We start from the raw sequence: 22,301 nt of genomic DNA on the forward strand, positions 1-22,301 counted from the left end.
CGGCCTGCGCCGCCCGTACCGCCTCGCGCGGCCGGCCGGCGTCCCGCGCGAGGAACGCCGTGTTGCAGAACGCGTGTGCCTCCAGCCCCGCGTCCCCCGACATCCGGGCCGTGGCGAGGGCCTCCGCGTAGTGCGAGCGGGCGTCGTCGAACCGTCCCGAGTCATGGGCCAACCAGCCCACCGAGATGGCCAGTTCCCCCGCCCCCGAGTACAGCCGGTCGGCGGTGGCCTGCCGGGTGGTGCCCGCGTCGAGCAGCGCGTACGCCGCCCGCAGCGGCGCCGAGGCCCTGCGGTACAGCCCGTCCGCCCCGTGCCGGTCGTCGAGCAGCCGGATCTTGCGTACGGCCGCTTCGAGGGCCCCAGCCTCCCCCGTGCCCGCCCGGCGGGCGGGACGGCCGGCGGCCGAGGCGGTGCCCCCCGGTGCCAGGGGGCCGAGCGAGGCGGCCGCCACCGCGGCGGTACCGCTGGTCATGAACGCGCGACGTTGCACGTCGCTCTCCTCGTGGTTCTGGTACGTGTGCTGCGTGCCCCGCCGGCCGCGCACGTAGCCCGTGTCGCCCCGCGGGTCCTGCATCTCGTACATCTCTTGCGTGTCATACGGCTCGTACACGTCTTCCGTCTCACCCCTCATTCCATGTGAGGAGTGCGAGCGGCTCTTGTCGTGAGGGGAGGGCGCCTCGTCGGCGGGGCGCGCCCCCCGACCGCGTACCTCCGCGCGGGGCGCGAACCCCAGGTCGGTCAGTGTGCGGCCGGGGAACATGTGCAGGAACACCCGTTCGTACGCGTAGTTGGGGCAGCGGATCTCGCCCGCCTCGACCCGCCCGACGTACCGCGCGTCACAGCTCACCCGCTCGCCGATCTCACGCGCGGCCCGCCGTACCGCCGCGGCGAACTCGCCCGGCGAACGCTGCCCGCGCAGCCGCCTGAAGGCGAGGTTCGGCCGCTGCGGCCGGGGGAACTGGGACGAGGTCACCGATGACGACGCCATGGCCGGGCCCTCTCTCGCGAACCGTCGAACCATGCCGGATTCAGTAGGACTTGTGTGCGTGCTGCACGGTTGGTTCCGCTGTGTCCGGCGGGGCAAGAACGTACCCGCCCCGTCGGTGCCCCCACGCGATGTTTGGCTACAAACCGGATATCTCATCCTGGATCCGCCATGAACTGCCATCCTTTGCGGCGCAGTTTCGCCGTAGCCCTTGACGGAGCGGTGCGTTGGGCAGGGGGCTGGTAAGCGTGGGAGGCCCGGATGAAGAACCTCGAACCCCGTTCCGAGTGCGACCTGGTGACCGTGCCCGCGCGGCAGGGTCTGGAGGCGGTCGACATCCTCCGCCGGGGCGCCCTCGACGCGGTGGGGCCCGTCATGACGGTCGGGCCCGTTCTGCACGACGACACATGCGACACCCTCGGCTTTCTGGTGCCGCCGGGTACGGCTGACGCGTGGGACGTGCCGGGGAGTACGTGTACGCAGAGCGATGGGCGGGGGGCGGTGCTGGCTCCTCCGGAGGGGGCGGGCTGGTTGTTGCCGCCCGGGGAGGCGGACCTGGCGACGGATCCGACGGTGCTTCGGGCCGCGCTGGACGAGGCGGCGCGGTTGATCGAAGCGGCTGACAACTGCCGGTGATCGCAGTGCCCAGTCGCCGTAGGTGGTTCTGTTCGTTGGCGGGGTGCGGGTTCGTCGTGGCTCGTCGCGCCCACCCGGCGGAGCCGCATATGTCACGGCCCCGCGCCCCTCAAAGGCGGGCCTGCGGTCCGCCAGGGGGCGTGCCCATGCGGCGCGTCCCTCTCCGTCCGGGCCGATAATGGGTCTATGGGCAGGTCGAAGAAGGGGCAGGGGCGGCGTGGGCAGGGGGCCGACGCCGTGGTCGAGGAGGTCGACGGGGGGCTCGCCGAGCTGCTTCCGGATCGGGACCGGCCCCGGGCGTGGACCTTGCTGGTCGACGGGGCGCCGCAGTCGCACGTCGACCTCGACGATCCGGCGTATCTGTCGTTCGAGTACCAGCGCCGGCTCGGGCATGTCATCGATCTCGTCGCCCCGGCCGGGCGGCCCGTGCACGTCGTGCACCTGGGCGGGGGCGCCTTCACCCTCGCCCGGTATGTCGCCGCCACGCGTCCACGCTCCACCCAGCAGGTCGTCGAGCGTGACGCGGCACTCGTCCAACTGGTCCGGCGGCAGCTGCCGTTGGACCCGAACGCGCGCGTACGGGTGCGGTCGACGGACGCGCGGGAAGGGCTCGCGAAGGTGCCGGACGAATGGGCGGACCTGGTGATCGCGGATGTGTTCAGCGCGGCGCGTACCCCGGCGCACCTGACGTCGACGGAGTTCCTGACGGACGTACGGCGGGTGGTGAGGCCCGGCGGGTACTACGCCGCCAACCTCGCCGACGGACCGCCGCTGGCCCATCTGCGGGGCCAGATCGCCACCGCCGCCGGCGTCTTCCCGGAGCTGGCGCTGATCGCCGACCCCACCGTGCTGCGGGGCAGACGATTCGGCAACGCGGTCCTCGTCGCCTCCGGCCGGCCGCTGCCCGTCGCCGAACTGACCCGCCGCGCCGCCTCCGACCCGCACCCCGGCCGGGTCGAACACGGCCACGCGCTCATCGACTTCACGGGCGGCGCGGTGCCGGTGACGGACGCGGGGGCGGTGGCCTCGCCCGCGCCGCCGTCGTCGGCGTTCCGCTGAGGTCACCCGCTCGCCCAGCGGAACGGATCCTCGCAGCACCCGTTCTCAGAAGTTCTGGACGTCCACCCGGGGCGCGCTGTCGTGCCAGGTGCAGAACACCGACACCCGGTCCGAACCGGCGGCGAAGTCGACCCGGATCCACGTCTCCGTCTTCCACACCTGCATCGACCAGCCCGAGCCGGGCGTCGCCGACACGAGGGTCGCGTACTCCTCGTCGAGCGAGAAGACCACGCGGCCGCCCTCGGTGTCGTACGCCTTGATCTCGCCCGGGTCGGCCGGGGCGCCGGTGCTCGGACCGGGGCCGGGCTTCGCGGACTTCGACGGCTTCGCGGGGGTGGGGGACGGCTCCTCGGCGTCGCCCTTCCCCGGTGCTTCGGTGCTCCTCGACGGCTCCGGGAGCGCCGTCGTGGTGATCGGCGCGGGGGCTCCCTCGGCCTGGGCGTCGGCGGCCGTGATGGGCAGGGCGCGGGGCGGGTCGTAGGCCGTGCCGGCCATCACCGTGTGGACACCCCACCACGTCAGCGTCACCGCCGCGCCCGTGGCGAGCAGCCAGGCCAGTAGGTGTAGGAGTCCTCTGCGCATCGCGGCCATACTGCCCCACGAGCTCCGGTGGTGTCGTGGGGTGGGGAGCGTGCGGGCCCGTTCCCGAGCCTCTGTACGAGGCCTCCGCGTGAGTTGTCCACAGGCCCGGACCGGCCCGCCCCGTTTGGCGTACGGTGCGGCGCATGGCAAGTGTGCTCGTGGTCGAGGACGACCAGTTCGTACGCTCGGCGCTGATCAGGCATCTGACGGACGCCGCACACACCGTGCGCAGCGTCGGTACGGCCCTGGAGGCGCTGCGCGAGGTCGCGCATGTCCGCTTCGACGTGGTCATCCTCGACCTCGGGCTGCCCGATCTCGACGGCTCGGAGGCGCTGAAGATGCTGCGCGGCATCACGGACGTCCCGGTGATCATCGCGACCGCGCGGGACGACGAGACGGAGATCGTCCGCCTGCTGAACGCGGGCGCGGACGACTACCTGACCAAGCCGTTCTCGGTCGAACACCTGTCCGCCCGGATGGCCGCCGTGCTGCGTCGGTCCCGCGCCTTCGTCGGCGAGGCGCCCCCGTCCACGGTCATCCGGGTCGGCGGCCTGGCGATCGACCCGCTGCGCCGCCGGGCCGAGCTGGACGGCGTACGGCTCGATCTCACCCGGCGCGAGTTCGACCTGCTCGCGTTCCTCGCCGCCCGGCCCGGTGTCGTCGTCCCGCGCAAGGAGCTGCTGGCCGAGGTGTGGCAGCAGTCGTACGGGGACGACCAGACCATCGACGTGCATCTGTCGTGGCTGCGGCGGAAGTTGGGGGAGACGGCGGCGAAGCCGCGCTATCTGCACACGCTGCGGGGGGTCGGCGTGAAGCTGGAGCCGCCGGGGGCGGGGGCGCGGCCGTGAGGTGGGCGCTGGTCAAGGTGTGCGTGGCGGTGACGGCGATGGTCGTGGTGGCCTTCGCGGTGCCGCTCGGGCTGGTGATCAAGGAGATGGCACGGGATCGGGCCTTCTCCAACGCCGAGCGGGAGGCGGCCGCGATCGCCCCGGCGCTCTCCATCACCACCGACCGGGAGCAGTTGGAGCGGGTCGTCGCCTCGGTCGGTTCGGACGACCAGATGGCGGTGCACATTCCGGCGGACGGTGCGGGCGCCGCCGCGCTCGACCTGGGCCGGCAGCGGGCCTCCGACCAGGACATCGCGACCGTGCGGAAGCTGGGCCGGGCCTCCACCACGCAGGTGCCGGGCGGATCCGCGCTGCTTCAGCCCACCGCGCTCAGCTCCGGCGAGATAGCGGTCGTCGAGGTGTACGTACCCGAGTCGGAGGTGAGCAACGGGGTCGCCACGGCGTGGGCGGTGCTCGCCGGGGTGGGCGCCCTGCTGATCGTCGGCTCGGTGGCGGTGGCCGACCGGCTCGGGGTGCGTATGGTCCGGCCCGCACAGCGGCTGGTGGAGAGCGCGCAGGAACTGGGGGAGGGGCAGTTGGGCGCGAGGGTTGCGGAGGAGGGGCCGAAGGAGCTGCGGCTGGCGGCGGCGGCGTTCAACGCGATGGCCGACCAGGTGGTCCAGTTGCTGGCGAACGAGCGGGAGCTGGCGGCGGATCTGTCGCACCGGCTGCGGACACCGCTGACCGTGCTGCGGCTCAACGCGGCCTCGCTCGGTGACGGGCCGGCCGCCGAGCAGACGCGGGCGGCGGTCGAACAGCTGGAGCGTGAGGTCGACACGATCATCCGTACGGCGCGGGAGGCCAAGCCGCAGACGGCGGCGGCGGGGCCCGGCGCCGGGTGCGACGCGGCCGAGGTGGTCCGGGAGCGGATGGCGTTCTGGTCGGCGCTCGCGGAGGACGAGGGCCGCAAGTGGCGGGTGGCCGGGGTGGAGCGCCCGGTCCGCACACCCGTCGCCCGAGCCGACCTGGCCGCGGGGCTGGACGCCCTCCTCGGCAATGTCTTCCGGCACACGGCGCAGGGCACGGCCTTCGCGGTCGACGTCCACAACGGAGAGGACGCGGTGATCGTCCTGGTCTCCGACGCGGGGTCCGGCATCGCCGACCCCGAGGCCGCCATGGCCCGTGGCCGGGGCTCCGGCAGCGACGGCTCGACCGGGCTCGGTCTGGACATCGTGCGCAGGCTCGCCGAGTCGAACGGCGGTGACGTCCGCCTCGGGTCGTCGGTGCTGGGCGGGACCGAGGTGCGGATCTGGATCCAGCTGAACGGGGGTACGGCGGGCGGCGGCAGGGCGCCGGCGCGCAGAGGGCACCGAGGGGCGTCGATTCGCAGGCGCAGACACAACGCTACGGCCTCCGCCCGAGCCGGTGACCTCGATGGTTGATCTTGTGCGGTCATGGTGTCCCGCGAGTACGGCTCCTCCGATGAGTGAGGTGGCTCACGTATGTGACGGTCACGTTTCGACATCCACGGATTACGTTTCAACAAAGGGGGACAAGAAGTCTTGACGTATGACATGACATAGAGCTGTTATGGCGGCCACCGTGTTCGGTCGAGTTGGTTTCTGATTGTTTTCGATCAGTCACCGGCGAGGGCCATTGAGACCGAACCACCTGTCCCCCAGGGAGCCGTACATGCATCTCACACCTTCCGGTCTCTCCGTCCCCGGGCCGAGCCGTCGCACCCTGCTGCGCGGCGTCGGCGGGGCCGCGGCACTCGGCGCTGGAGTCCCCCTGCTCAGCGCATGCGGAGGCAGCGGCAGTACGGCCGCCGACTCGAAGACCGTCACCCTCGGCTCCAACGCGTCGGACGCGGTGCCGAAGAAGGCGTTCGCCGAGATCTACGCGGCGTTCAAGAAGCAGTCCGGGATCACGGTCGACGTGAACACCAAGGACCACAACACGTTCCAGGAGCAGATCAACACCTACCTGCAGGGCACGCCGGACGACGTGTTCCACTGGTTCGCGGGCTACCGCATGCAGTTCTTCGCGTCGAAGGGCCTGGCCACGGACATCGACGACGTGTGGGACAAGATCGGGGGCAACTTCCCCGAGGCGATGAAGGGCCTCAGCAAGGGCGAGGACGGCAAGTTCTACTTCGTGCCGCTGTACACCTACCCCTGGGCGCTCTTCTACCGCAAGAGCGTCTTCGCGGAGAAGGGCTACGAGGTTCCCACCACGTGGGACCAGCTGATCGCCCTCTGCAAGCAGATGGAGAAGGACAAGCTCGTCCCCATCGCCTTCGGTGACAAGGACGCCTGGCCTGCGCTCGGCACCTTCGACCAGCTCAACTTCCGCACCAACGGCTACGACTTCCACGTCGAGCTGATGGCGGGCAAGGCGTCCTGGACCGACGCCAAGGTGCGCAAGGTCTTCGACCTGTGGGCCGAGCTGCTGCCGTACCACCAGGAAGGCGCCGTCGGCCGTACCTGGCAGGACGCCGCGCAGACCCTGGCGTCGAAGAAGGCGGGCATGTACCTGCTGGGGACCTTCGTGGGCCAGCAGTTCACCAACAAGGACGACCTCGACGACCTCGACTTCTTCGCCTTCCCGGAGATCGACCCGGCGTACGGCCAGGACACCGTCGAGGCCCCGACCGACGGCTTCATGATGAGCAAGAGCCCGAAGAACAAGGCGGGCGCGGTCAAGCTGATGGAGTTCCTCGGCACCCCCGAGGCCGAGCAGATCTACCTCAAGGCCGACCCGAACGTGGTGGCCGCCTCCACCAAGGCCGACACCTCCTCGTACTCGCCCATGCAGAAGAAGGCGTACGAGATGATCTCCGGCGCCAAGACCCTCACCCAGTTCATGGACCGCGACAGCCGCCCCGACTTCACCTCCACGGTGATGCAGCCGGCGCTGCAGAAGTTCATCCGCGACCCCAAGGGCATCGACAGCCTGCTCTCGTCCATCGAGCGCCAGAAGAAGACGATCTTCGCGTCCTGACGACCGACTGTCCTGACGATCGACCGTCCTCACGACTGGATGACCTCCTGACATGACGACCACCCCCACCGAGAGCCCGGAGGCGGCCACGCCGCCTCCGGGCTCCGGCCCTGCCGTAAAGACCGCGAAAGCCGCGAAGGTGCCCCAGGGGCACCGGCGGCTCCTCACCCGCCGAGACAGGCTCACGCTGGGCCTGATGGCGGGTCTGCCGACGATCCTGCACGTCGCCCTCGTCTGGGTGACGGCCTTTGCCTCGATCGCGCTGGCCTTCACCACCTGGGACGGCATCGGCTTCGACTCGATCAAGTGGGTCGGGTTCGACAACTTCAAGGAACTGTTCACCAACAACCCGCAGTTCTGGCCCGCCGTCGAGCACAACATCATCTGGTTCGTGGCGCTCATCCTGATCCCCACGCCGCTCGGCCTGTTCCTGGCCGTGCAGCTGGACAAGCAGATCCGGTTCAGCCGCGTCTACCAGACGGCCTTCTTCCTGCCCGTCGTGATGTCGCTCGCGGTCATCGGCTTCGTCTGGCAGCTGATCTACAACCCCGACACGGGCCTGATCAACAGCCTGATCGGCGCCAACGAGCCGGGCCACTACATCGACTGGATCGGCGACCCGGACCTCAACCTCTGGGCCATCCTCATCGCCGCGTCCTGGCGGCACGCCGGCTACATGATGATCCTGTACCTGGCCGGCCTGAAGGGCGTCGACCCGTCCCTGCGGGAGGCCTCCGCGCTGGACGGCGCCAACGAGTGGCAGACGTTCAAGAACGTCATCTTCCCGACCCTGCGCCCGACGAACACCGTCGTCCTGGTCGTCACCATCATCGAGGCCCTGCGCGCCTTCGACCTCGTCTTCGTCTTCAACAAGGGCGCCGAGGGCACGGAACTGCTGTCGATCCTCGTCACCAACAACATCATCGGAGAGTCCAGCCGTATCGGATACGGATCGGCGATCGCCGTCGTCCTCCTGGTGATCTCCCTCGTCGTGATCATCCCGTATCTGATCTCGACCTTCCGGAAGGAGCGGCGCGCATGAGCACCACCGTCGACACCCCCGCCGCGACCGCCGCTCCCAAGGAGCGCACCCCCCTGCGCCCCGCGCGGGTCCTCCTGCACGTCTTCCTCGCCGGTATGGCACTGGCGTGGCTGGGACCCCTGCTGTGGGCCCTGTACGCCGCCATGCGCCCGTACGGCGAGACCAGCGAGAAGGGCTACGTCTCGTGGCCCGACAAGCTGAGCTTCGACAACTTCACGAACGCGTTCACGCAGTCGGACATGACGCACTACTTCTTGAACACGTTGATCGTCGCCGTCCCGGCGGTGCTGGTGACGCTGTTCCTGTCGTCGATGGTGGCGTTCTACGTCAGCCGCTTCGACTTCCGCGTCAACATCTTCCTGCTCCTGGTCTTCACGGCGGGCAACCTGCTCCCGCAGCAGGTCATCATCACCCCGCTGTACCGCCTGTACCTGCTCATCGACCTGCCCGGCATCACGATGAGCGGCAAGCTGTACGACTCCGCGCTCGGTCTGGTCCTCATCCACGTGGCGTTCCAGTCCGGCTTCTGCGCCTTCGTGCTCAGCAACTACATGCGCTCCCTGCCGCACGAGCTGACCGAGGCCGCGCTCGTCGACGGCGCGTCCGTGTGGCGCCTGTACTGGCAGATCGTGCTCCCGCTGTGCAAGCCCGCGATGGCCGCCCTGGGAACCCTGCTCTCCATCTGGATCTACAACGACTTCTTCTGGGCCCTCGTCCTGATCTCCACCGGCGAGAACATGCCGATCACCTCGGCCCTGAACAACCTCTCCGGGCAGTACTTCACCGACCCCAACCTGGTCGCCGCCGGCGCGCTCCTCACCGCGATCCCCACGCTGGTCGTGTACTTCGCGCTCCAGCGGCAGTTCGTGAGCGGTCTGACCCTGGGCGCCAACAAGGGCTGACGGCCCGTCCGGCGGCCCACTCCGTGAAAGAGAAGCCTTCGTGCACCACCCCTTCACCCACGTGGTCTCCGTGCCCGTGGACACCAGTACGGCACGGGTCCACGAGGAGGGCTGGCAGTCCTGGAGCCCCAGCGGCGCCTACGCCCTCGACGCGGCCCCGTACCGTCCGACCAACGACAACTGGGCGACGGTCTGCTACCGCCCGGGTGTCACCGCCCCCGCCGGCACCTTCCAGGGAGAGGGCCTGCTGGCCCTCGACCCGGGCGACGGCACAGCGGTCCGCCTCTGGGCCGCGCCCGACCCCGTACGCGAGGTCCCGTCCATCCGCCTGGTGGTACGGGACGGGGTCGCCGAGGTGAGCTCCGACAGCCCGGTGAAGGAGTGGACGGGCCCGGACATCCAGTCGGTGCTGGGCGACTGGGCCGCCGGCCTCGGCCTCGCGGCCCCCCGCCCGGCCCCCACCGTCTGGTGCTCCTGGTACGAGTACTTCACCTCCGTCACCGAGGACGACATCCACGAGAACATCCGTGCGATGGACACCCTCGACCTCCCCATCGACGTCGTCCAGATCGACGACGGCTACCAGCGCGCCCTGGGCGACTGGCTCGCCCTCTCCGGCCGCTTCCGCTCCCGCGCCGGCATCGCCGACACGATCCGGGCACGGGGCCGCCGCGCCGGCATCTGGACGGCGCCCTTCCTGGTCGACCCGTCGAGCATCCTGGCCGCCGAGCACCCGGAGTGGCTGGTCAGGGACTCAGCGGGCCGGCCGCTGCACGCCGGCCACAACTGGGGCCACGACCTGTACGTCCTCGACACCACGCACCCCGGGGCGGCGGCGTACCTGACCGAGGTCTTCACGACCCTGCGCGCCGAGGGCTACGACTACTTCAAGGTCGACTTCCTGTACGCGGGCGCGCTGGACGGCGTACGTCACGCTTCCGTGGACGCGGTGACGGCGTACCGCCAGGGCATCGAGCTGATCCGCGACGCGATCGGCCCCGACGCCTACCTGCTGGGCTGCGGCGCGCCGATCCTCCCGTCCATCGGCCTGTTCGACGCCATGCGGGTCAGCCCCGACACGGCCCCGCACCGCCGCCCGGAGGCCGACGACCACAGTCAGCCCGGCCAGGACCCCGCCGAGTTCACGGGCGCGGGCCGGCAGTGGCAGCACGGCCGACTCTGGGTGAACGACCCCGACTGCCTGATGGCCCGCCCGGCCGTGGAGACACGGGAACGCTGGGCGGCGCACGTCGAGGCGACGGGTGGCCTCATGGCCTCCAGCGACCGCCTGCTGTCGCTGGACGTCTGGGGCGTGGACACGACTCGCCGTCTGCTGGCCAAGGGCACGGAGGCCCCCGAATGAAGCGCGAACTGAAGGTCCCCGGCATCGCCTACGGCGGTGACTACAACCCCGAGCAGTGGCCCGAGGAGGTCTGGGCCGAGGACGTACGCCTCATGCGCGAGGCGGGCGTCACCATGGTCAGCGTCAACATCTTCGCGTGGGCGCTGCTGGAGCCGAGGGAGGGCGAGTACGACTTCTCCCGCCTCGACCGCATCCTGGCGCTCCTCCACGAGAACGGGATAGCCGCCGACCTGGCGACACCCACGGCCGCTCCGCCGGCCTGGTTCTTCGTCGAGCACCCGGACGCCCTGCCGGTCGACAAGGACGGCCGCACCCTCTCGTACGGCAGCCGGCAGACCTTCTGCCCGTCGAGTCCCGCCTATCGCGAGGCGGCCCTGCGGATCGCCCGCGTGCTGGGCGAGCGGTACGCGGACCACCCGGCCGTCGTCATGTGGCACATCCACAACGAGTACGGCTGCCACAACGGCGAGTGCTACTGCGACACGAGCGCGGCGGCGTTCCGGGTCTGGCTGCGCGAGAAGTACGACGACGACCTGGCGGCGCTGAACAACGCCTGGGGCACGACGTTCTGGAGCCAGTGGTACTACGACTGGGACGAGATCATCCCGCCCCGCCCGACGGGCGCGGTCCCGAACCCCACCCATCAGCTGGACTGGCGCCGCTTCTGCAGCGACGCGTTGCTGTCGCTGTGCAAGGCGGAGCGGGAGGTGCTGCTGGAGGCGGCCCCCGCCACCCCCGCCACCACCAACTTCATGGTGATGTACAACTTCGACAAGCTGGACTACTGGCGCTGGGCGCCGGAGCTGGACATCGTCTCCAACGACCACTACCTCCAGTCGACGGACCCCGAGTCCGAGATCGACATCGCGCTCAGCGGCGACCTGGTGCGGTCATTGGCGGGCGGCAGTCCGTGGCTGCTGATGGAACACTCCACCGGCGCGGTCAACTGGCAGCCGGTCAACCGGGCCAAGACGGCCGGCGAACTGCGCCGCAACGCCCTCTCCCACGTGGCCCGGGGCGCCGACGGCATCGCCTACTTCCAGTGGCGGGCCGCCAAGGCGGGCGCCGAGCAGTGGCACTCGGCGATGCTCCCGCACGCGGGCACGGACAGCCAGATCTGGCGTGACGTGGTGCGACTGGGCGCGGATCTGGGGTCGTTGGCGGAGGTGCGGGGCAGCGCGGGCGTCGCCGAGGTGGCGATCGTCTGGGACTGGAGCGCATGGTGGGCGGTGGAACTCCCGTCCCAGCCGAGCGGGGAACTCCGCTTCCAGGACCTGGTCCGCGCCTGGTACGAGCCGCTGTGGCGGGCCGGCGTGGCGGTGGACTTCGTGCGCCCCGACGCGGACCTGTCCTCGTACAAGCTGGTCCTGGCGCCGAGCCTGTACCTGGTGGACGACGAGGGAGCGGCGAACCTGACGGGGTTCGCGGCGACCGGAGGCACGCTGGCGGTCGGCTTCCACAGCGGGGCGGTGGACGAGAACTGCCACATCCGGCTGGGCGGTTACCCCGGAGCGTTCCGCGAGGCGCTGGGCGTGCGCACGGACGAGCTGTTCCCGTTGCTGCCGGGGGAGTCGGTGACCCTGGCCGGCCTGGGCGCGGACAGCACGGGTGAACTCTGGTCGGAGCGGGTCGCCCTGGCGGGCGCCGAACCGATCGCGTCGTACACCTCCGGCCCCCTCGCCGGCGTCCCGGCGGTCACCCGCAACACCCACGGCTCGGGCACGGCCTGGTACGTGGCCACCCGCCCGGACCCGACGACCCTCGCCTCCCTCCTGGACCGCATCCGCGAGGAGGCGGGCGTGGCGTCGGTGCGTACGACCCCCGACGGGGTCGAGGCGGTCCTGCGCCGGGGTGCGGACGCGGACTACCTCTTCCTGATCAACCACGGGGAGTCGGCGGCCGAGATCGAGGTCGCGGGCGACGCGTCCGAGCTGCTGACGGGCAAGGGGGTCGTCACGAGCGGAGCCTCGGCGACCGTGCTGGTGGCGGCCGGGGACGTGGCGGTCGTCCGCGAACCGCGCTGACGCCGATCGCGATCGAACAGGGCCGTGGCTCCCTCGGGGGCCGCGGCCCGACCCATTGGTCAGCCTGCCTGGGGCGAGCCTCGGGCGGGTCGCCGGCAGAACACGGAAGATTCCTACTCGTTTGATAGTCACGCTTCGTGAGTGATACCCCCTACAGCATCGGCGAAGGCCCTGCCACCAGGGTCAGCCTCTCCCTTCCGGAGGGGACGGCGGAGGCGATCCGGCAGCGAGTCGGTAAGCGTGAGTTTTCGGCGTTCATCACCGAGGCGGTGGAGCGTGAGCTGCGCGGCCGGGTCCTGGACGAGTACCTGGCCGACTACGAACAGCGCAAGGGGCCGATCTCCGCCGACGAAGAGGCGCGGGCGCGCCGCGTCTTCGACGAGGTGTTTGCCGAGGAGGGCCAGTGGCCCGCCGCAAACTGAGCCACGAGGGCACCCTCGTCCTGGACTGCGAAGGCCTCTCCAAGCTGGTCGGCGATCACGAACCTGCCGTCGCGCTGGTCGCCGAGGCGCGCAAACGGGGCATGGAGGTGGTCATCAGTGCCCCCACGATCATCGAGGCGGTTCATCGCCGGACGGACAGGGCGCGGCTCGCGAGGGTGCTGTCCGGCATGCGGATCGTGCCCGTCGGGGACGAGGATGCCAAGGCCGCGTCGGCGATGCTGATCAGTGCCGGTCTGCACGGTCACAAGTACGCGATCGACGCCGCCGTGGCCGAGATGGCGCTGCGCCAGCACCGCCCGGTGGCCATGCTCACCTCGGACATCGACGACATGGCGAAGCTCTGCGGGGAGCGGGTGCGGCTTGTCGCCGTGTAGAGCTCTGCTCGGAACCGGCAGCGCGCCGCGGTGACTTGTAACATCTGAGCACCGCGGCGCAAGGGGGAAGTGTGATCGAACTGTCCGACATGATCCGAGAGTTGAGGCAGCAGCTGACCAGCGCGCTCGCGGACGGACTCGATGAGGCCGTCCGGTTCGAGGTCGGCCCCGTGGAGATCGAGGCGACCGTCGCGGTCACTCGTGAGGCCGGCGCGGACTCCAAGGTCCGGCTGTGGGTTGTCGACGCCGGGGCGAACGGCAAGTACGCGCATGCCCAGACCCAGAGGATCACGGTCACCCTGTCGCCCAAGGCCATGGCGGGGGACGGGAGCGCCCCGACGTCGGTGCTGATCGCGGGCGGCGAGGTTGACGGCGAACGCTGAGCAGGGACTGCGGCCGGAGCGGGTCGCCGAGATCATTGTCGCCCTGTCGGAGGCTACGGCGGGGCGGCGTGGTTCCGGGTATCTCGTCTCGCCGGGCAGGGTGCTGACCGCCGCGCACGTCGTAGCGGGTGCCACGGATGTCCGGGTGCGCTTCCAGGCCGACCGGCCCGGGGAGCGGACCGTCGAGGCGAGCGTGGTGTGGCGGCACGAGGGCATCGACATCGCCGTACTCGCCCTTCCGGACGATGGCATGGCCCTGGAACCTGTCCCGTACGGCCGCGTCGGTGAGCACGACGCTGTACTGCGCTGCACGGCCCTCGGCTCCCCGCGCTTCAAACTCCGTACGGACGGAGACGGTTCGCGTTTCCGTGACGCCGAGCACGTACACGCGACGTGCGCCGTCCTGTCCAACCGGCGCGAGGGCACGCTCGATCTCTGCGTCGCCTCGCCTCCGGCGGATGACCCGGACCCGGAGCGGGACGCGTGGGAGGGCATGTCCGGCGCCGCCGTCTTCGCGGGCGGCCGTCTGGTCGGCGTGGTCACCCGGCACCATCGGCCCGACGGGCCGGGCCGTATCGCGGCGAGCCGCGTGGACCGTTGGGCTGAGAGACTGTCGGCGGCGGAACTGGATTCATTGCAGCGTGAGTTGGGATGCAGGCTGCATCCCGGTGCGCTGCCGGACACTGTACGGGCCACCGCCCTCGACCTCGTCCAGGAGGCCTACCGCGAACAACTCGCCGAAATCGCGCCCCCCGAAGCACTGTCGGACAGACAGTCCGAACTCCGTGATCTCGTCGAGTTCTGTGGCGGCTTCACCCAGTACCTCTGGCTCCAGGGGCCACCCTGGGCAGGCAAGACGGCCCTCGCGGCCTGGTTCGCCCTGCACCCGCCCCGAGGCATCGTCCCGGTCTGGTTCTTCGTCACCGCGCGCTACGCGGGCCAGTCGGACGGCGACGCGTATGCGTGGGCCGTCACCGACCAGCTCGCCGCGATCGCAGGCCGCGAACCCACCCGCCCCACCTCGCCGGCCGCCCGCGACGGCGAACGCAGACTTCTCCTGCGGGAGGCCGCCGAACGCGTCGACCAGGACGGCGGCACACTCCTCCTCGTCGTGGATGGGCTGGACGAAGACCAGTCTCGTGAGCCGGGCGGCAGCGGGACGAGCATCGCCGCACTCCTGCCGGAGCGGCTGCCGCCGAACGTCCGCGTCCTGGTGACCAGCCGCCCGAGCCCCGACATTCCGACGGACGTCAAGGGCGGGCATCCCCTGCGCGGATGCCAGGTGGTGAAGCTCGACACGGTGGAGGCAGCGCGGCACAGCGAGTACGAGGCCAAGTACGACCTGCAACGGGCGTTCACGGGCGATCAGGTGGAGCGCGATCTGGTCGGCCTGCTCACCGCCGCGCGCGGCACCCTCTCGGTCGACGACCTGCGTGAACTCACGGGCGAGCCCAGGCCCACACTCAACCACCGGCTCGGCAGCGTCTTCGGCCGCATCCTGCGCCTGCGCGGAAGCGGCGGCGCCGACAGTTCCGGTGGCGGCGACGTGACGATGTACATGACCAGCCGCGGCTACCTCTTCGCCCACGAGACCCTGCTCAAGGCCGCCGAGAACGAGTTGGGGCCCGACGTGGAGGCGTACCGGAAGCGGGTGCACGCCTGGGCGGAGACGTACGAGCGCCGGGGCTGGCCGGAGGACACGCCGCCGTATCTGCTCCAGCCGTACGGCCGTCTGGTCGCCCTACTCGGGGACACGAGCCGGGCCACCGCCCTGGCCACCGACGCCCGACGCCGCGACCGCCTCCGAGAGGTGACCGGCAGCGACGCGGCGTGTCTCGCGGAGATCGCGGCGGCGCGGGAGGCCGTACGGCGGGGCACCCTCGACGACCTGGGGGCGTTGGCGGTGCTCGCGGTGGTGGAGGACATGGTGGCTCGACGCAACAAGTCACTGCATCCGGACATCCCGGCCGTGTACGCCCGCCTCGGCCGGGTGCGTCAGGCCATCGGACTGGCCCGGAGCGTCTACCGGCCCATGGACCGGGCTCGGGCGGTGGCCGGAGTGGCACATGTCCTTACGGAGTCGGGTGACCGGCGGGCGGTGGGGCTCGCGGAGGAGGCGGTGCGGCTGGCCGAGGGGGCGCCGCGCAGAAGAATGCCCTACGCGGAAGCGGACACGATGGCCGTGCGGGGCACGTTGGCCATCGCCCTGGCACGGGCAGGTCGCCCGGACGCGGCGGTGCGCGGCCTTCGGGAACTGCCCAGGCCGCGCAAGGACTCGGCGGTCAAGGCTTACGGCAATGCGCTGATCAAGACCGCCGAGACGCTCGGTGATGCGGAGAGCGCGGCAGTCCTGCTGAGGAAGGCGGAGGAGACGGCCGGATGGTTCGACTTCGCGCTGGACCGGGCCTGCGGTCTGGCGCACGTCGCCGAGGCGTACTCCGCCCTGGGATTCGCCGAGGACACGGCGCGGTTGTACGAATCGGCGTGTGAACTCGCCCGGGGGCAAGGTGAGGGCTCCCAGCACCTGTCCGAGATCGCCGCGGACCTGCGTGCTTCATTCCCCGACGAGGCGAAGGCACTGGCCTTGCTGGCGGCGAAGGCACTGGACATCGATGGGCGTCCGGTGCATGGAGAGGACACGCACCGCGCTGTGATGGCGCTCGTGGCCATGGAACGGATGGCGGGGGCGCACCGGCATGCGCAGACCATGGGGGGCGGTGACCGTTTGTCCGTAGAGGATTGGCCGTCGGACATCTGGTCGCTGGTCGTCGAGGGGGCGGCTCGTAGGGGTGCGGTCGTCGAGGCATGGGCCGCTCTTGAAACCTGGTCCGTCCTTGCCCTGCCCCACGGCCACCGTCCCACCGCCCGAGTCATCGAACTGCTCACAGGCGCTGGTGCGGCCACGGAGGTGGAAGCCCTGCTGCTCGACAGGGCCGACGACGCACGGGTGAGTGTGCCGCGGGAGGACCGCGTCGAAGAAGCGCTTGCCGCGCTCGCCGGACACTTCGCCGTCGACGATCCGCAGCGGTCACTGGCACTGCTCCACAAGGCGGAGCACGGGCATGCGTCGGCGGCCGGGCCGGATGCGCTGTTCGCGTCCGAACGGCTCGCCGCGTTCGTAGGAGCCCTGGCCACAGTGGATCGACCCGATGACGTCGAGCAGCTCCTCGGGACGATCGATGAGCCTCATGTGCGAGCTTGGGGTTGCGCTGCCGTTTCCCTGGCTCTGGCGGGCCGGGACACCGACCAGGCGCTGACGTTCGCCGTGCATGCTGTGGAACTGGGCCGCACGATCGAAGACCCGGATCTCTGTTCCGAGCCGTTCACGGCTGCGATTCAGGCTTTGGGGTGGGCCGGTGCCGCACGGCAAGTCGTAGAAGTCTTCGCCGAATTCACGGAGAGAGCCGGAGCCGGGCTCCTGCCGTTCGCCGGCGATCTCGCCTTGACGGAGACGATCGCGGGTCTGTGGCAGCACGACCCTGGTCTCGCGGGCCGACTTGCGGACGATGTGTTGCTCCGCGTGTCGGGCCATGACGTGGCACGTGCCGCGCGATTCCTTGTCGCCGTGAGGCCCCATGACGAGGAGCGTGCGGCCCGCATCGAGCGGCTCTCGTTCGATACGCGTGCGGAACAACCATTGCGTTGGAACTTCGGGTACGGCGACGAGATACTGCTCAGTCTGCTGATCGCCGCCAACGATCCGGTCGCCGCCAAGGCCCGTCTGGACGAGATGGTCGCGTCGCCCGAGCTCTCGGAGGGGCCCTTTTCCCAGTCGATGGGCGGAGCCGCGCTCGTCTACGCGGCACTCGGCGACGACGAGACGGCCCGGTCGATCGCCCGGCGCACGACCGACGAAGCACGGAGCGCGGAGACGTTCGCCCAGCTCGCCGCGTACGCCGCCTGCCTGCCCGCCGACCGGGTGCCGGTCCCGCTTGTCGAGAACTCCCTCGACATCACCGTGCTGGCCCGCCGCCTGGCCGGCCTCCTCCTGCCACCCTCGCCCGGCCCGGACCTCCCGAAAGCCCGCGCCCTCCTCACGGAAGCCCTCACCCCCGCCGGCTGGCATCACGCGCTCCCGGTACTCGCCGCCATCGACCCCGACGCCGTCCACCGCGTACGGGACGTGGTCTTCGCCCACCTGGGCCTCAGCGACTGAGAGTGCCGCCCTTGACCGTGTGCAGGAGGTGCGCCAAGGCGCGGGGAGCAGCTGTGGTGATCTCGCTCGGCCGGGCGCTCTCGCGGAGGTGTATGCGTGGCGGGGTGGCTGCCGCCAGTTCTATGCAGTTGCCCTCGCCGCCCGAGCTGAACGATGACTTCTGCCAGCCGAGTTGGGACATGGCGGTCCTTTCAGAGGGTGTACATGACGTGCTGGATCAGGCTCAGTGAGTCGCGCGCCTTGTGTGATTCGGGCGCCGCTTCGGGATCGACCGGTGGCAGCGCCAGCTCGGAGAGCCGCTCGAACATCTTCGCGTACTCGGTGAGTTGCTCTCCATCCCTCAGGAAGAGCGACTGCGTGGGGTGCTCCAGGTAGACCGTGTCCAACTCGGGGGCTGCGGCGCCGTAGATGACGAACGACTGTGTGTGCGCGGCATAGTTCCCCGCTTCGAACGGGTACACCTGCACGGTCACGTTGGGCAGCCGGGAGATCTCGATCAGCCGCAGCAGCTGTCTGCGCATGATTGCGGGGCCACCCACACGGGTGTGGAGCGCAGCCTCATGGATGACCGCGTGATACGACACCGCAGGGGCGCCGGTCAGTACGCGCTGCCTCGCGAGCCGGAACTCGGTGTATCGGCGGAGGCGTTGCGGGTCGACTTCCGTGGCTCCGATGACGGCGTGGGCGTAGTCATCGGTCTGGAGCATGCCGGGGATGAGGAGCGGTTCGTGGGTTCGTAGCACGTGTGAACGAGACTCAAGTTCGGCCAGATCCCGGGCTGCGGGGCCGATCGTGTCGCTGAACCCACCCCACCAGCCCTTCCCGCTCTCGTGGGCCATCTCCAGCAGGTGCTCGAAATAGACGCCTTCGGGGCAGCCGTACGCGCGGAGCAGCCTGTACATCCCGTTGCGTGGAACGTCGACGCGGCCGGATTCGATGTGGCTGATCCTTGTGCGCTCAGCGGCGATGAGCTTGGCGGCGGCGTCACCCGACAGCCTGGCTTGCATGCGCAGTTTGCGCAGCTCGCTGCCCAGGCGGCGCTGGCGTTCGCTGGGGCGGGTCCTAGGTGGCATGCGGTCCTCCTTCTGGCCGTGCGCAGTGTGCCGCGCGCCTTGTGTCGACGTCCAACGCCCTGCGGAGGCGTCACCCCCAAGAGGGAAGCCGCGTGTACACGGTTGCAACTCTCTCACGTGTGGCCCTACGGTCGGCACCGACCCAGCCACACCCCGTCACGAGGAAGTACCCCCGCCCTCAAGCCGGTTCTCAAGGCGCCGAGGCCCGGACCTGGTCACCGCGTGCACGCTTAACCCCGCCGAAAGAGGCTGACCCCCATGAATGTCTCCCTCGCCTTCCCGCCCCACCCCGCCTGGGTCCGCCCCGCCCGGGAAGCCGTCCGGGCCCTTCTCGCTACCTCCGGCCATCCTGAACTCACCGACACCGCAGTCCTGCTGACCTCCGAGACCGTCACCAATGCCATCAACGCCTGCGCGGCGAAGGGCTGCACGACATCCGTCGTCCTGCACGCCGCGTGGATCCGTCCCGCCCGCCTCCGCATCCTCGTCCACGACGAGGCCCCTGGTCTGCCCACCGCCCGCTCTGCCACCCCCGATGACGAGGGCGGCCGAGGCATGCAGCTGATCTCGTTCGGCGCCCACGCGTGGGGCGTGGATACGGATGACTCCGGCCAGGGCAAGGCCACGTGGTTCGAACTGGGAGCATGCACGTCACGAACAGCCCGGGAGGCTCTTGCACGGCCCAGCCGCTGATCGACCTCGATGCCGGACCACTGGCCGAGACAGCCCTGGCCCTTGGCAGCGAAACCGCCGAGGAGACCGTCAACACCGCAGGCAGGGAAGCCGTCGTGCGCAATGAACAGACGCTCGCAGCAGCCCAACTCGCCGCCACATCCACCCACGCCCGGGGCGCGGCGCTCCCCTAACCGCGCCGCGCCCCGGACCCCCGTTCCCCCCAGGGGCTCCCCAGCCCCCGGCTCTACACCCCGACGTCCCCTACGCCGAGGTCGTCACCAGCGGCGGCAGCGCACCCGTCTTCGCCGCCTGCGCATACCAGTACGCACTCGACTTCGGCGTACGAGCGAGGGTCGCGTAGTCGACGTACACCGCCCCGAACCGCTTGCCGTACCCGTACGCCCACTCGAAGTTGTCCATCAGGGACCACAGGTAGTACCCGCGCACATCCGCCCCCTCGGCGATCGCGCGCCGGACCGCCCGCAGGTGGCCGTGCAGGTAGGCGATGCGCTCGGGGTCGTGGACGCGACCGTCCGCGTCCATCTTGTCGTCGTACGCCGCCCCGTTCTCGGTGATGTACATCGGCAGCCCCGGCGCCTCCCGCGAGTACCGCATGATCAGCTCGTGCAGACCGGTCGGGTCGATGGTCCAGCCCATCTCCGTACGCTCGCCCGGGGTCTGGTGGAACAGGACGTCGTCCGCGCCCGGCCACGGCGAGTGGTTGCTCGCCCCGTGGCCGTCCGCACGCGGCCCGATCGCGTCGGCGTCGGCCGCGCCCACCAGCGTCGGCGTGTAGTAGTTCAACCCGAGCGCGTCCAACGGCTGGTTGGCCGCCGCCACGTCACCGTCCTGCACGAACGACCAGTCCGTCAGCGACGAGGTGGCGGCGAACAGGGTCTCCGGGTACGCCCCCTGCAGCATCGGCCCGTGGAAGACGCCGTTCGCGAGGTCGTCGATCCTCCGGGCCGCGGCCACGTCCTCGGGGGAGTTCGTGATCGGCCGTACCACCGACGAGTTGAGGCTCACCGCGATCGAGTTGCGGGCGGGCATCGCCGAGCGGAGAGCCGAGACGCCCAACCCGTGCGCCAGGTTCAGATGGTGGGCCGCGCGCAGCGACGCCACCGGGTCCGTACGGCCCGGCGCGTGCACCCCGGAGCCGTAGCCGAGGAACGCGGTGCACCACGGCTCGTTCAGGGTGATCCACTGCTCGACACGGTCGCCGAGGGCCTCGCCCACGATCCGCGCGTACTCGGCGAAGCGGTGCACGATGTCCCGCTCGGGCCAGCCGCCCGCGTCCTCCAGCTCCTGCGGGAGGTCCCAGTGGTAGAGGGTGACGGCCGGCTTGATGCCCTTGTCCAGCAGCTCGTCGACCAGACGGCGGTAGAAGTCGAGGCCGCGCTGGATCGCCGGGCCCCGGCCCGTCGGCTGCACCCGCGACCAGGAGATGGAGAAGCGGTACGAGTTGAGGCCCAGGTCCGCCATCATCGCCACGTCGTCGCGGTAGCGGTGGTAGTGGTCGACAGCGATGTCACCGGTCTCGCCACCGGCGGTCTTGCCCGGGGTATGGCTGAAAGTGTCCCAGATGGAGGGCGTACGGCCGTCCTCCCGCACCGCTCCCTCGATCTGGTAGGCGGAGGTGGCCGCGCCCCAGAGGAAGGCGGGAGGAAAGGTCACCGGGGTCACCGGGTTCACGGGTTCAGGCATGGAAGCGCTCCCATAGTGGTCGTGGAGACCGACAGAGGTGGGTGGGGGGAGTGGAACGGGCGGAGACGGGGGAGACCGGGGTCGGGGCGGCGGTGACCCGACCCCCGGAGAGAGGACGTACGAGAGCGGGACCGGGCCTCAGCCCTTCACCGCTCCCTGCATGATGCCCCCGACGATCTGCTTGCCGAAGATGGCGAAGACCAGCAGCAGCGGCAGGGTGCCCAACAGCGCGCCCGCCATGATCAGGGACTGGTCGGGGGTGTACCCGCGGCCCAGGGCGGCGACCGCGACCTGCACGGTCGGATTGCCGGTCTGGGTCAGGACCAGGAAGGGCCACAGGAAGTCGTTCCAGGTCTGCACGAACACCAGCATGCCGAGCACGGCCATGGCCGGCCGGGCCGCCGGGAACACCACGTGCCACACCACCCGCCAGCTGCTCGCCCCGTCGACCCGGGCGGCCTCGATGATCTCGTCCGGCAGTGCCTGGATCAGGTATTGCCGCATGAAGAACACCCCGAAGGCGCTCACCAGCGACGGGAAGATGACTGCCTGCAGCTGGTCGGTCCAGTCCAGCTTGGCGACCATCATGTACAGCGGGATCACGCTCAGTTGTGGCGGCACCATCATCGTGCCGATCACGATCAGCATCAGCGCGCCACGGCCCCGGAACCGCAGTTTGGCGAAGGCGAACCCGGCGATCGTCGACAGGAAGACGACGGTCGCCGCCGAAACCCCGGCGACCACCGTGGTGTTGAAGAACGCCTCACCCAGATTGGCGTCCGTCCAGGCCAGTTCGATCTTCTCGAAGAGGCCGCCACCGAACCAGAACGGCGGTGGCGTCTGCGCCAGCCGGTTGTTGTTGCGAGAGGCGGCGATCGCCGACCACACCAGGGGGAAGATCGAGATGATCGTGAACAGAATGAGGATCGCGTACGCGATCGGGCCGCCGTGCAGCTGCCCGCCGGCCCGCGCGGCCTTGGGCACGCGCGAGCGCCTGGGCTTGTCCGCGGGCGTCGCGTCGGTGGGTTTCGCGTCGGTGGGCGTCACTGTGGTCGTCACGGCCGGAACTC

20 protein-coding genes are annotated in these 22,301 nt (G+C 70.3%); 14 read left to right on the forward strand and 6 right to left on the reverse strand.

The features are described from left to right. Nucleotides 1-988: NsdA family TPR-like regulatory protein (locus AWZ10_RS17295; protein ID WP_060891507.1), on the reverse strand; the 988-nt coding region annotated here is incomplete at its 3' end. A gap of 258 nt (nucleotides 989-1,246) precedes the next feature. Between AWZ10_RS17295 and AWZ10_RS17300 the strand changes: the two genes are divergently transcribed. Together AWZ10_RS17300 and AWZ10_RS17305 are read left to right on the forward strand one after the other, a co-directional pair. Then, entirely contained in the window at nucleotides 1,247-1,621 is a 375-nt protein-coding gene (locus tag AWZ10_RS17300) for a hypothetical protein (protein WP_060891508.1), read from the forward strand. 186 nt (nucleotides 1,622-1,807) lie between these two features. Next, complete coding sequence (locus AWZ10_RS17305; protein WP_046705553.1) at nucleotides 1,808-2,680, forward strand: spermidine synthase; 873 nt, start codon at nucleotides 1,808-1,810, stop codon at nucleotides 2,678-2,680. 45 nt (nucleotides 2,681-2,725) lie between these two features. Here AWZ10_RS17305 and AWZ10_RS17310 read toward each other — a convergent pair whose 3' ends face one another. Beyond that, nucleotides 2,726-3,271 carry a hypothetical protein gene (locus AWZ10_RS17310; RefSeq protein WP_060891509.1) on the reverse strand — a complete coding sequence of 182 codons (546 nt, stop codon included), beginning with the start codon at nucleotides 3,269-3,271 and terminating at the stop codon, nucleotides 2,726-2,728. Between the two features lie 134 nt (nucleotides 3,272-3,405). Between AWZ10_RS17310 and AWZ10_RS17315 the strand changes: the two genes are divergently transcribed. The 11 genes from AWZ10_RS17315 (at nucleotide 3,406) to AWZ10_RS17365 (ending at nucleotide 17,779) form a co-directional block, all read left to right on the forward strand. Next, complete coding sequence (locus AWZ10_RS17315; protein ID WP_046705555.1) at nucleotides 3,406-4,110, forward strand: response regulator transcription factor; 705 nt, start codon at nucleotides 3,406-3,408, stop codon at nucleotides 4,108-4,110. Continuing rightward, the gene (locus tag AWZ10_RS17320) at nucleotides 4,107-5,531 is read left to right on the forward strand and encodes a sensor histidine kinase (protein WP_060891510.1); all 1,425 of its coding nucleotides are present in this window, start codon (nucleotides 4,107-4,109) and stop codon (nucleotides 5,529-5,531) included. The genes AWZ10_RS17315 and AWZ10_RS17320 overlap by 4 nt, the downstream gene beginning before the upstream one ends. A gap of 250 nt (nucleotides 5,532-5,781) precedes the next feature. Continuing rightward, entirely contained in the window at nucleotides 5,782-7,092 is a 1,311-nt protein-coding gene (locus AWZ10_RS17325) for an ABC transporter substrate-binding protein (RefSeq protein ID WP_046705557.1), read from the forward strand. A 52-nt stretch (nucleotides 7,093-7,144) separates the two neighbouring features. Further along, nucleotides 7,145-8,134: a carbohydrate ABC transporter permease gene (locus AWZ10_RS17330; protein WP_046705558.1), complete on the forward strand. Its 990-nt coding sequence runs from the start codon at nucleotides 7,145-7,147 to the stop codon at nucleotides 8,132-8,134. Further along, on the forward strand, nucleotides 8,131-9,036 hold the full coding sequence (locus AWZ10_RS17335; protein WP_046705559.1) for a carbohydrate ABC transporter permease: 906 nt from the start codon (nucleotides 8,131-8,133) through the stop codon (nucleotides 9,034-9,036). The genes AWZ10_RS17330 and AWZ10_RS17335 overlap by 4 nt, the downstream gene beginning before the upstream one ends. Nucleotides 9,037-9,076: 40 nt before the next feature. After that, nucleotides 9,077-10,399: a glycoside hydrolase family 36 protein gene (locus AWZ10_RS17340; protein WP_060891511.1), complete on the forward strand. Its 1,323-nt coding sequence runs from the start codon at nucleotides 9,077-9,079 to the stop codon at nucleotides 10,397-10,399. Further along, nucleotides 10,396-12,423, forward strand: coding sequence for a beta-galactosidase (locus AWZ10_RS17345; RefSeq protein WP_060891512.1), 2,028 nt, complete (start codon nucleotides 10,396-10,398; stop codon nucleotides 12,421-12,423). The genes AWZ10_RS17340 and AWZ10_RS17345 overlap by 4 nt, the downstream gene beginning before the upstream one ends. Before the next feature lie 137 nt (nucleotides 12,424-12,560). Further along, on the forward strand, nucleotides 12,561-12,845 hold the full coding sequence (locus tag AWZ10_RS17350) for a hypothetical protein (protein ID WP_060891513.1): 285 nt from the start codon (nucleotides 12,561-12,563) through the stop codon (nucleotides 12,843-12,845). Further along, nucleotides 12,827-13,240 carry a PIN domain-containing protein gene (locus AWZ10_RS17355; protein WP_060891514.1) on the forward strand — a complete coding sequence of 138 codons (414 nt, stop codon included), beginning with the start codon at nucleotides 12,827-12,829 and terminating at the stop codon, nucleotides 13,238-13,240. The genes AWZ10_RS17350 and AWZ10_RS17355 overlap by 19 nt, the downstream gene beginning before the upstream one ends. Before the next feature lie 71 nt (nucleotides 13,241-13,311). After that, nucleotides 13,312-13,623 carry a trypco2 family protein gene (locus AWZ10_RS17360; protein WP_060891515.1) on the forward strand — a complete coding sequence of 104 codons (312 nt, stop codon included), beginning with the start codon at nucleotides 13,312-13,314 and terminating at the stop codon, nucleotides 13,621-13,623. Next, a complete protein-coding gene (locus tag AWZ10_RS17365) occupies nucleotides 13,607-17,779 on the forward strand; it encodes a trypsin-like peptidase domain-containing protein (protein WP_060891516.1) in 4,173 nt (1,390 codons plus the stop codon). Before AWZ10_RS17360 ends, AWZ10_RS17365 begins: the two co-directional genes overlap by 17 nt. On the opposite strand, the gene AWZ10_RS47785 is transcribed toward AWZ10_RS17365, so the two are convergent. Continuing rightward, nucleotides 17,769-17,960 (reverse strand): DUF397 domain-containing protein, encoded by a 192-nt coding sequence (locus tag AWZ10_RS47785; RefSeq protein WP_079104390.1) that lies wholly within the window; start codon nucleotides 17,958-17,960, stop codon nucleotides 17,769-17,771. The genes AWZ10_RS17365 and AWZ10_RS47785 overlap by 11 nt on opposite strands. Before the next feature lie 10 nt (nucleotides 17,961-17,970). Continuing rightward, nucleotides 17,971-18,852, reverse strand: a complete 882-nt coding sequence (locus tag AWZ10_RS17370) for a helix-turn-helix domain-containing protein (RefSeq protein ID WP_060891517.1) — start codon at nucleotides 18,850-18,852, stop codon at nucleotides 17,971-17,973. A gap of 258 nt (nucleotides 18,853-19,110) precedes the next feature. Here AWZ10_RS17370 and AWZ10_RS17375 point away from each other — a divergent pair, with 258 nt between their 5' ends. Then, a complete protein-coding gene (locus AWZ10_RS17375; RefSeq protein ID WP_046708721.1) occupies nucleotides 19,111-19,545 on the forward strand; it encodes an ATP-binding protein in 435 nt (144 codons plus the stop codon). Nucleotides 19,546-19,788: 243 nt separating this feature from the next. On the opposite strand, the gene AWZ10_RS17380 is transcribed toward AWZ10_RS17375, so the two are convergent. Together AWZ10_RS17380 and AWZ10_RS17385 are read right to left on the reverse strand one after the other, a co-directional pair. Then, nucleotides 19,789-21,231: a GH1 family beta-glucosidase gene (locus AWZ10_RS17380; protein WP_046710094.1), complete on the reverse strand. Its 1,443-nt coding sequence runs from the start codon at nucleotides 21,229-21,231 to the stop codon at nucleotides 19,789-19,791. A 138-nt stretch (nucleotides 21,232-21,369) separates the two neighbouring features. Beyond that, complete coding sequence (locus AWZ10_RS17385; protein WP_046704817.1) at nucleotides 21,370-22,290, reverse strand: carbohydrate ABC transporter permease; 921 nt, start codon at nucleotides 22,288-22,290, stop codon at nucleotides 21,370-21,372. Nucleotides 22,291-22,301 lie beyond the last annotated feature (11 nt).

The organism is Streptomyces europaeiscabiei (genome assembly GCF_001550375.1).
GTDB lineage: Bacteria > Actinomycetota > Actinomycetes > Streptomycetales > Streptomycetaceae > Streptomyces > Streptomyces europaeiscabiei.

Coding starts and splice junctions, on each gene's coding strand:
- AWZ10_RS17300 (WP_060891508.1), top strand. CDS start 1,247: ATGAAGAACCTCGAACCCCGTTCCGAGTGCGACCTGGTGACCGTGCCC.
- AWZ10_RS17305 (WP_046705553.1), top strand. CDS start 1,808: ATGGGCAGGTCGAAGAAGGGGCAGGGGCGGCGTGGGCAGGGGGCCGAC.
- AWZ10_RS17310 (WP_060891509.1), bottom strand. CDS start 3,271: ATGGCCGCGATGCGCAGAGGACTCCTACACCTACTGGCCTGGCTGCTC.
- AWZ10_RS17315 (WP_046705555.1), top strand. CDS start 3,406: ATGGCAAGTGTGCTCGTGGTCGAGGACGACCAGTTCGTACGCTCGGCG.
- AWZ10_RS17325 (WP_046705557.1), top strand. CDS start 5,782: ATGCATCTCACACCTTCCGGTCTCTCCGTCCCCGGGCCGAGCCGTCGC.
- AWZ10_RS17330 (WP_046705558.1), top strand. CDS start 7,145: ATGACGACCACCCCCACCGAGAGCCCGGAGGCGGCCACGCCGCCTCCG.
- AWZ10_RS17335 (WP_046705559.1), top strand. CDS start 8,131: ATGAGCACCACCGTCGACACCCCCGCCGCGACCGCCGCTCCCAAGGAG.
- AWZ10_RS17345 (WP_060891512.1), top strand. CDS start 10,396: ATGAAGCGCGAACTGAAGGTCCCCGGCATCGCCTACGGCGGTGACTAC.
- AWZ10_RS47785 (WP_079104390.1), bottom strand. CDS start 17,960: ATGTCCCAACTCGGCTGGCAGAAGTCATCGTTCAGCTCGGGCGGCGAG.
- AWZ10_RS17370 (WP_060891517.1), bottom strand. CDS start 18,852: ATGCCACCTAGGACCCGCCCCAGCGAACGCCAGCGCCGCCTGGGCAGC.
- AWZ10_RS17375 (WP_046708721.1), top strand. CDS start 19,111: ATGAATGTCTCCCTCGCCTTCCCGCCCCACCCCGCCTGGGTCCGCCCC.
- AWZ10_RS17380 (WP_046710094.1), bottom strand. CDS start 21,231: ATGCCTGAACCCGTGAACCCGGTGACCCCGGTGACCTTTCCTCCCGCC.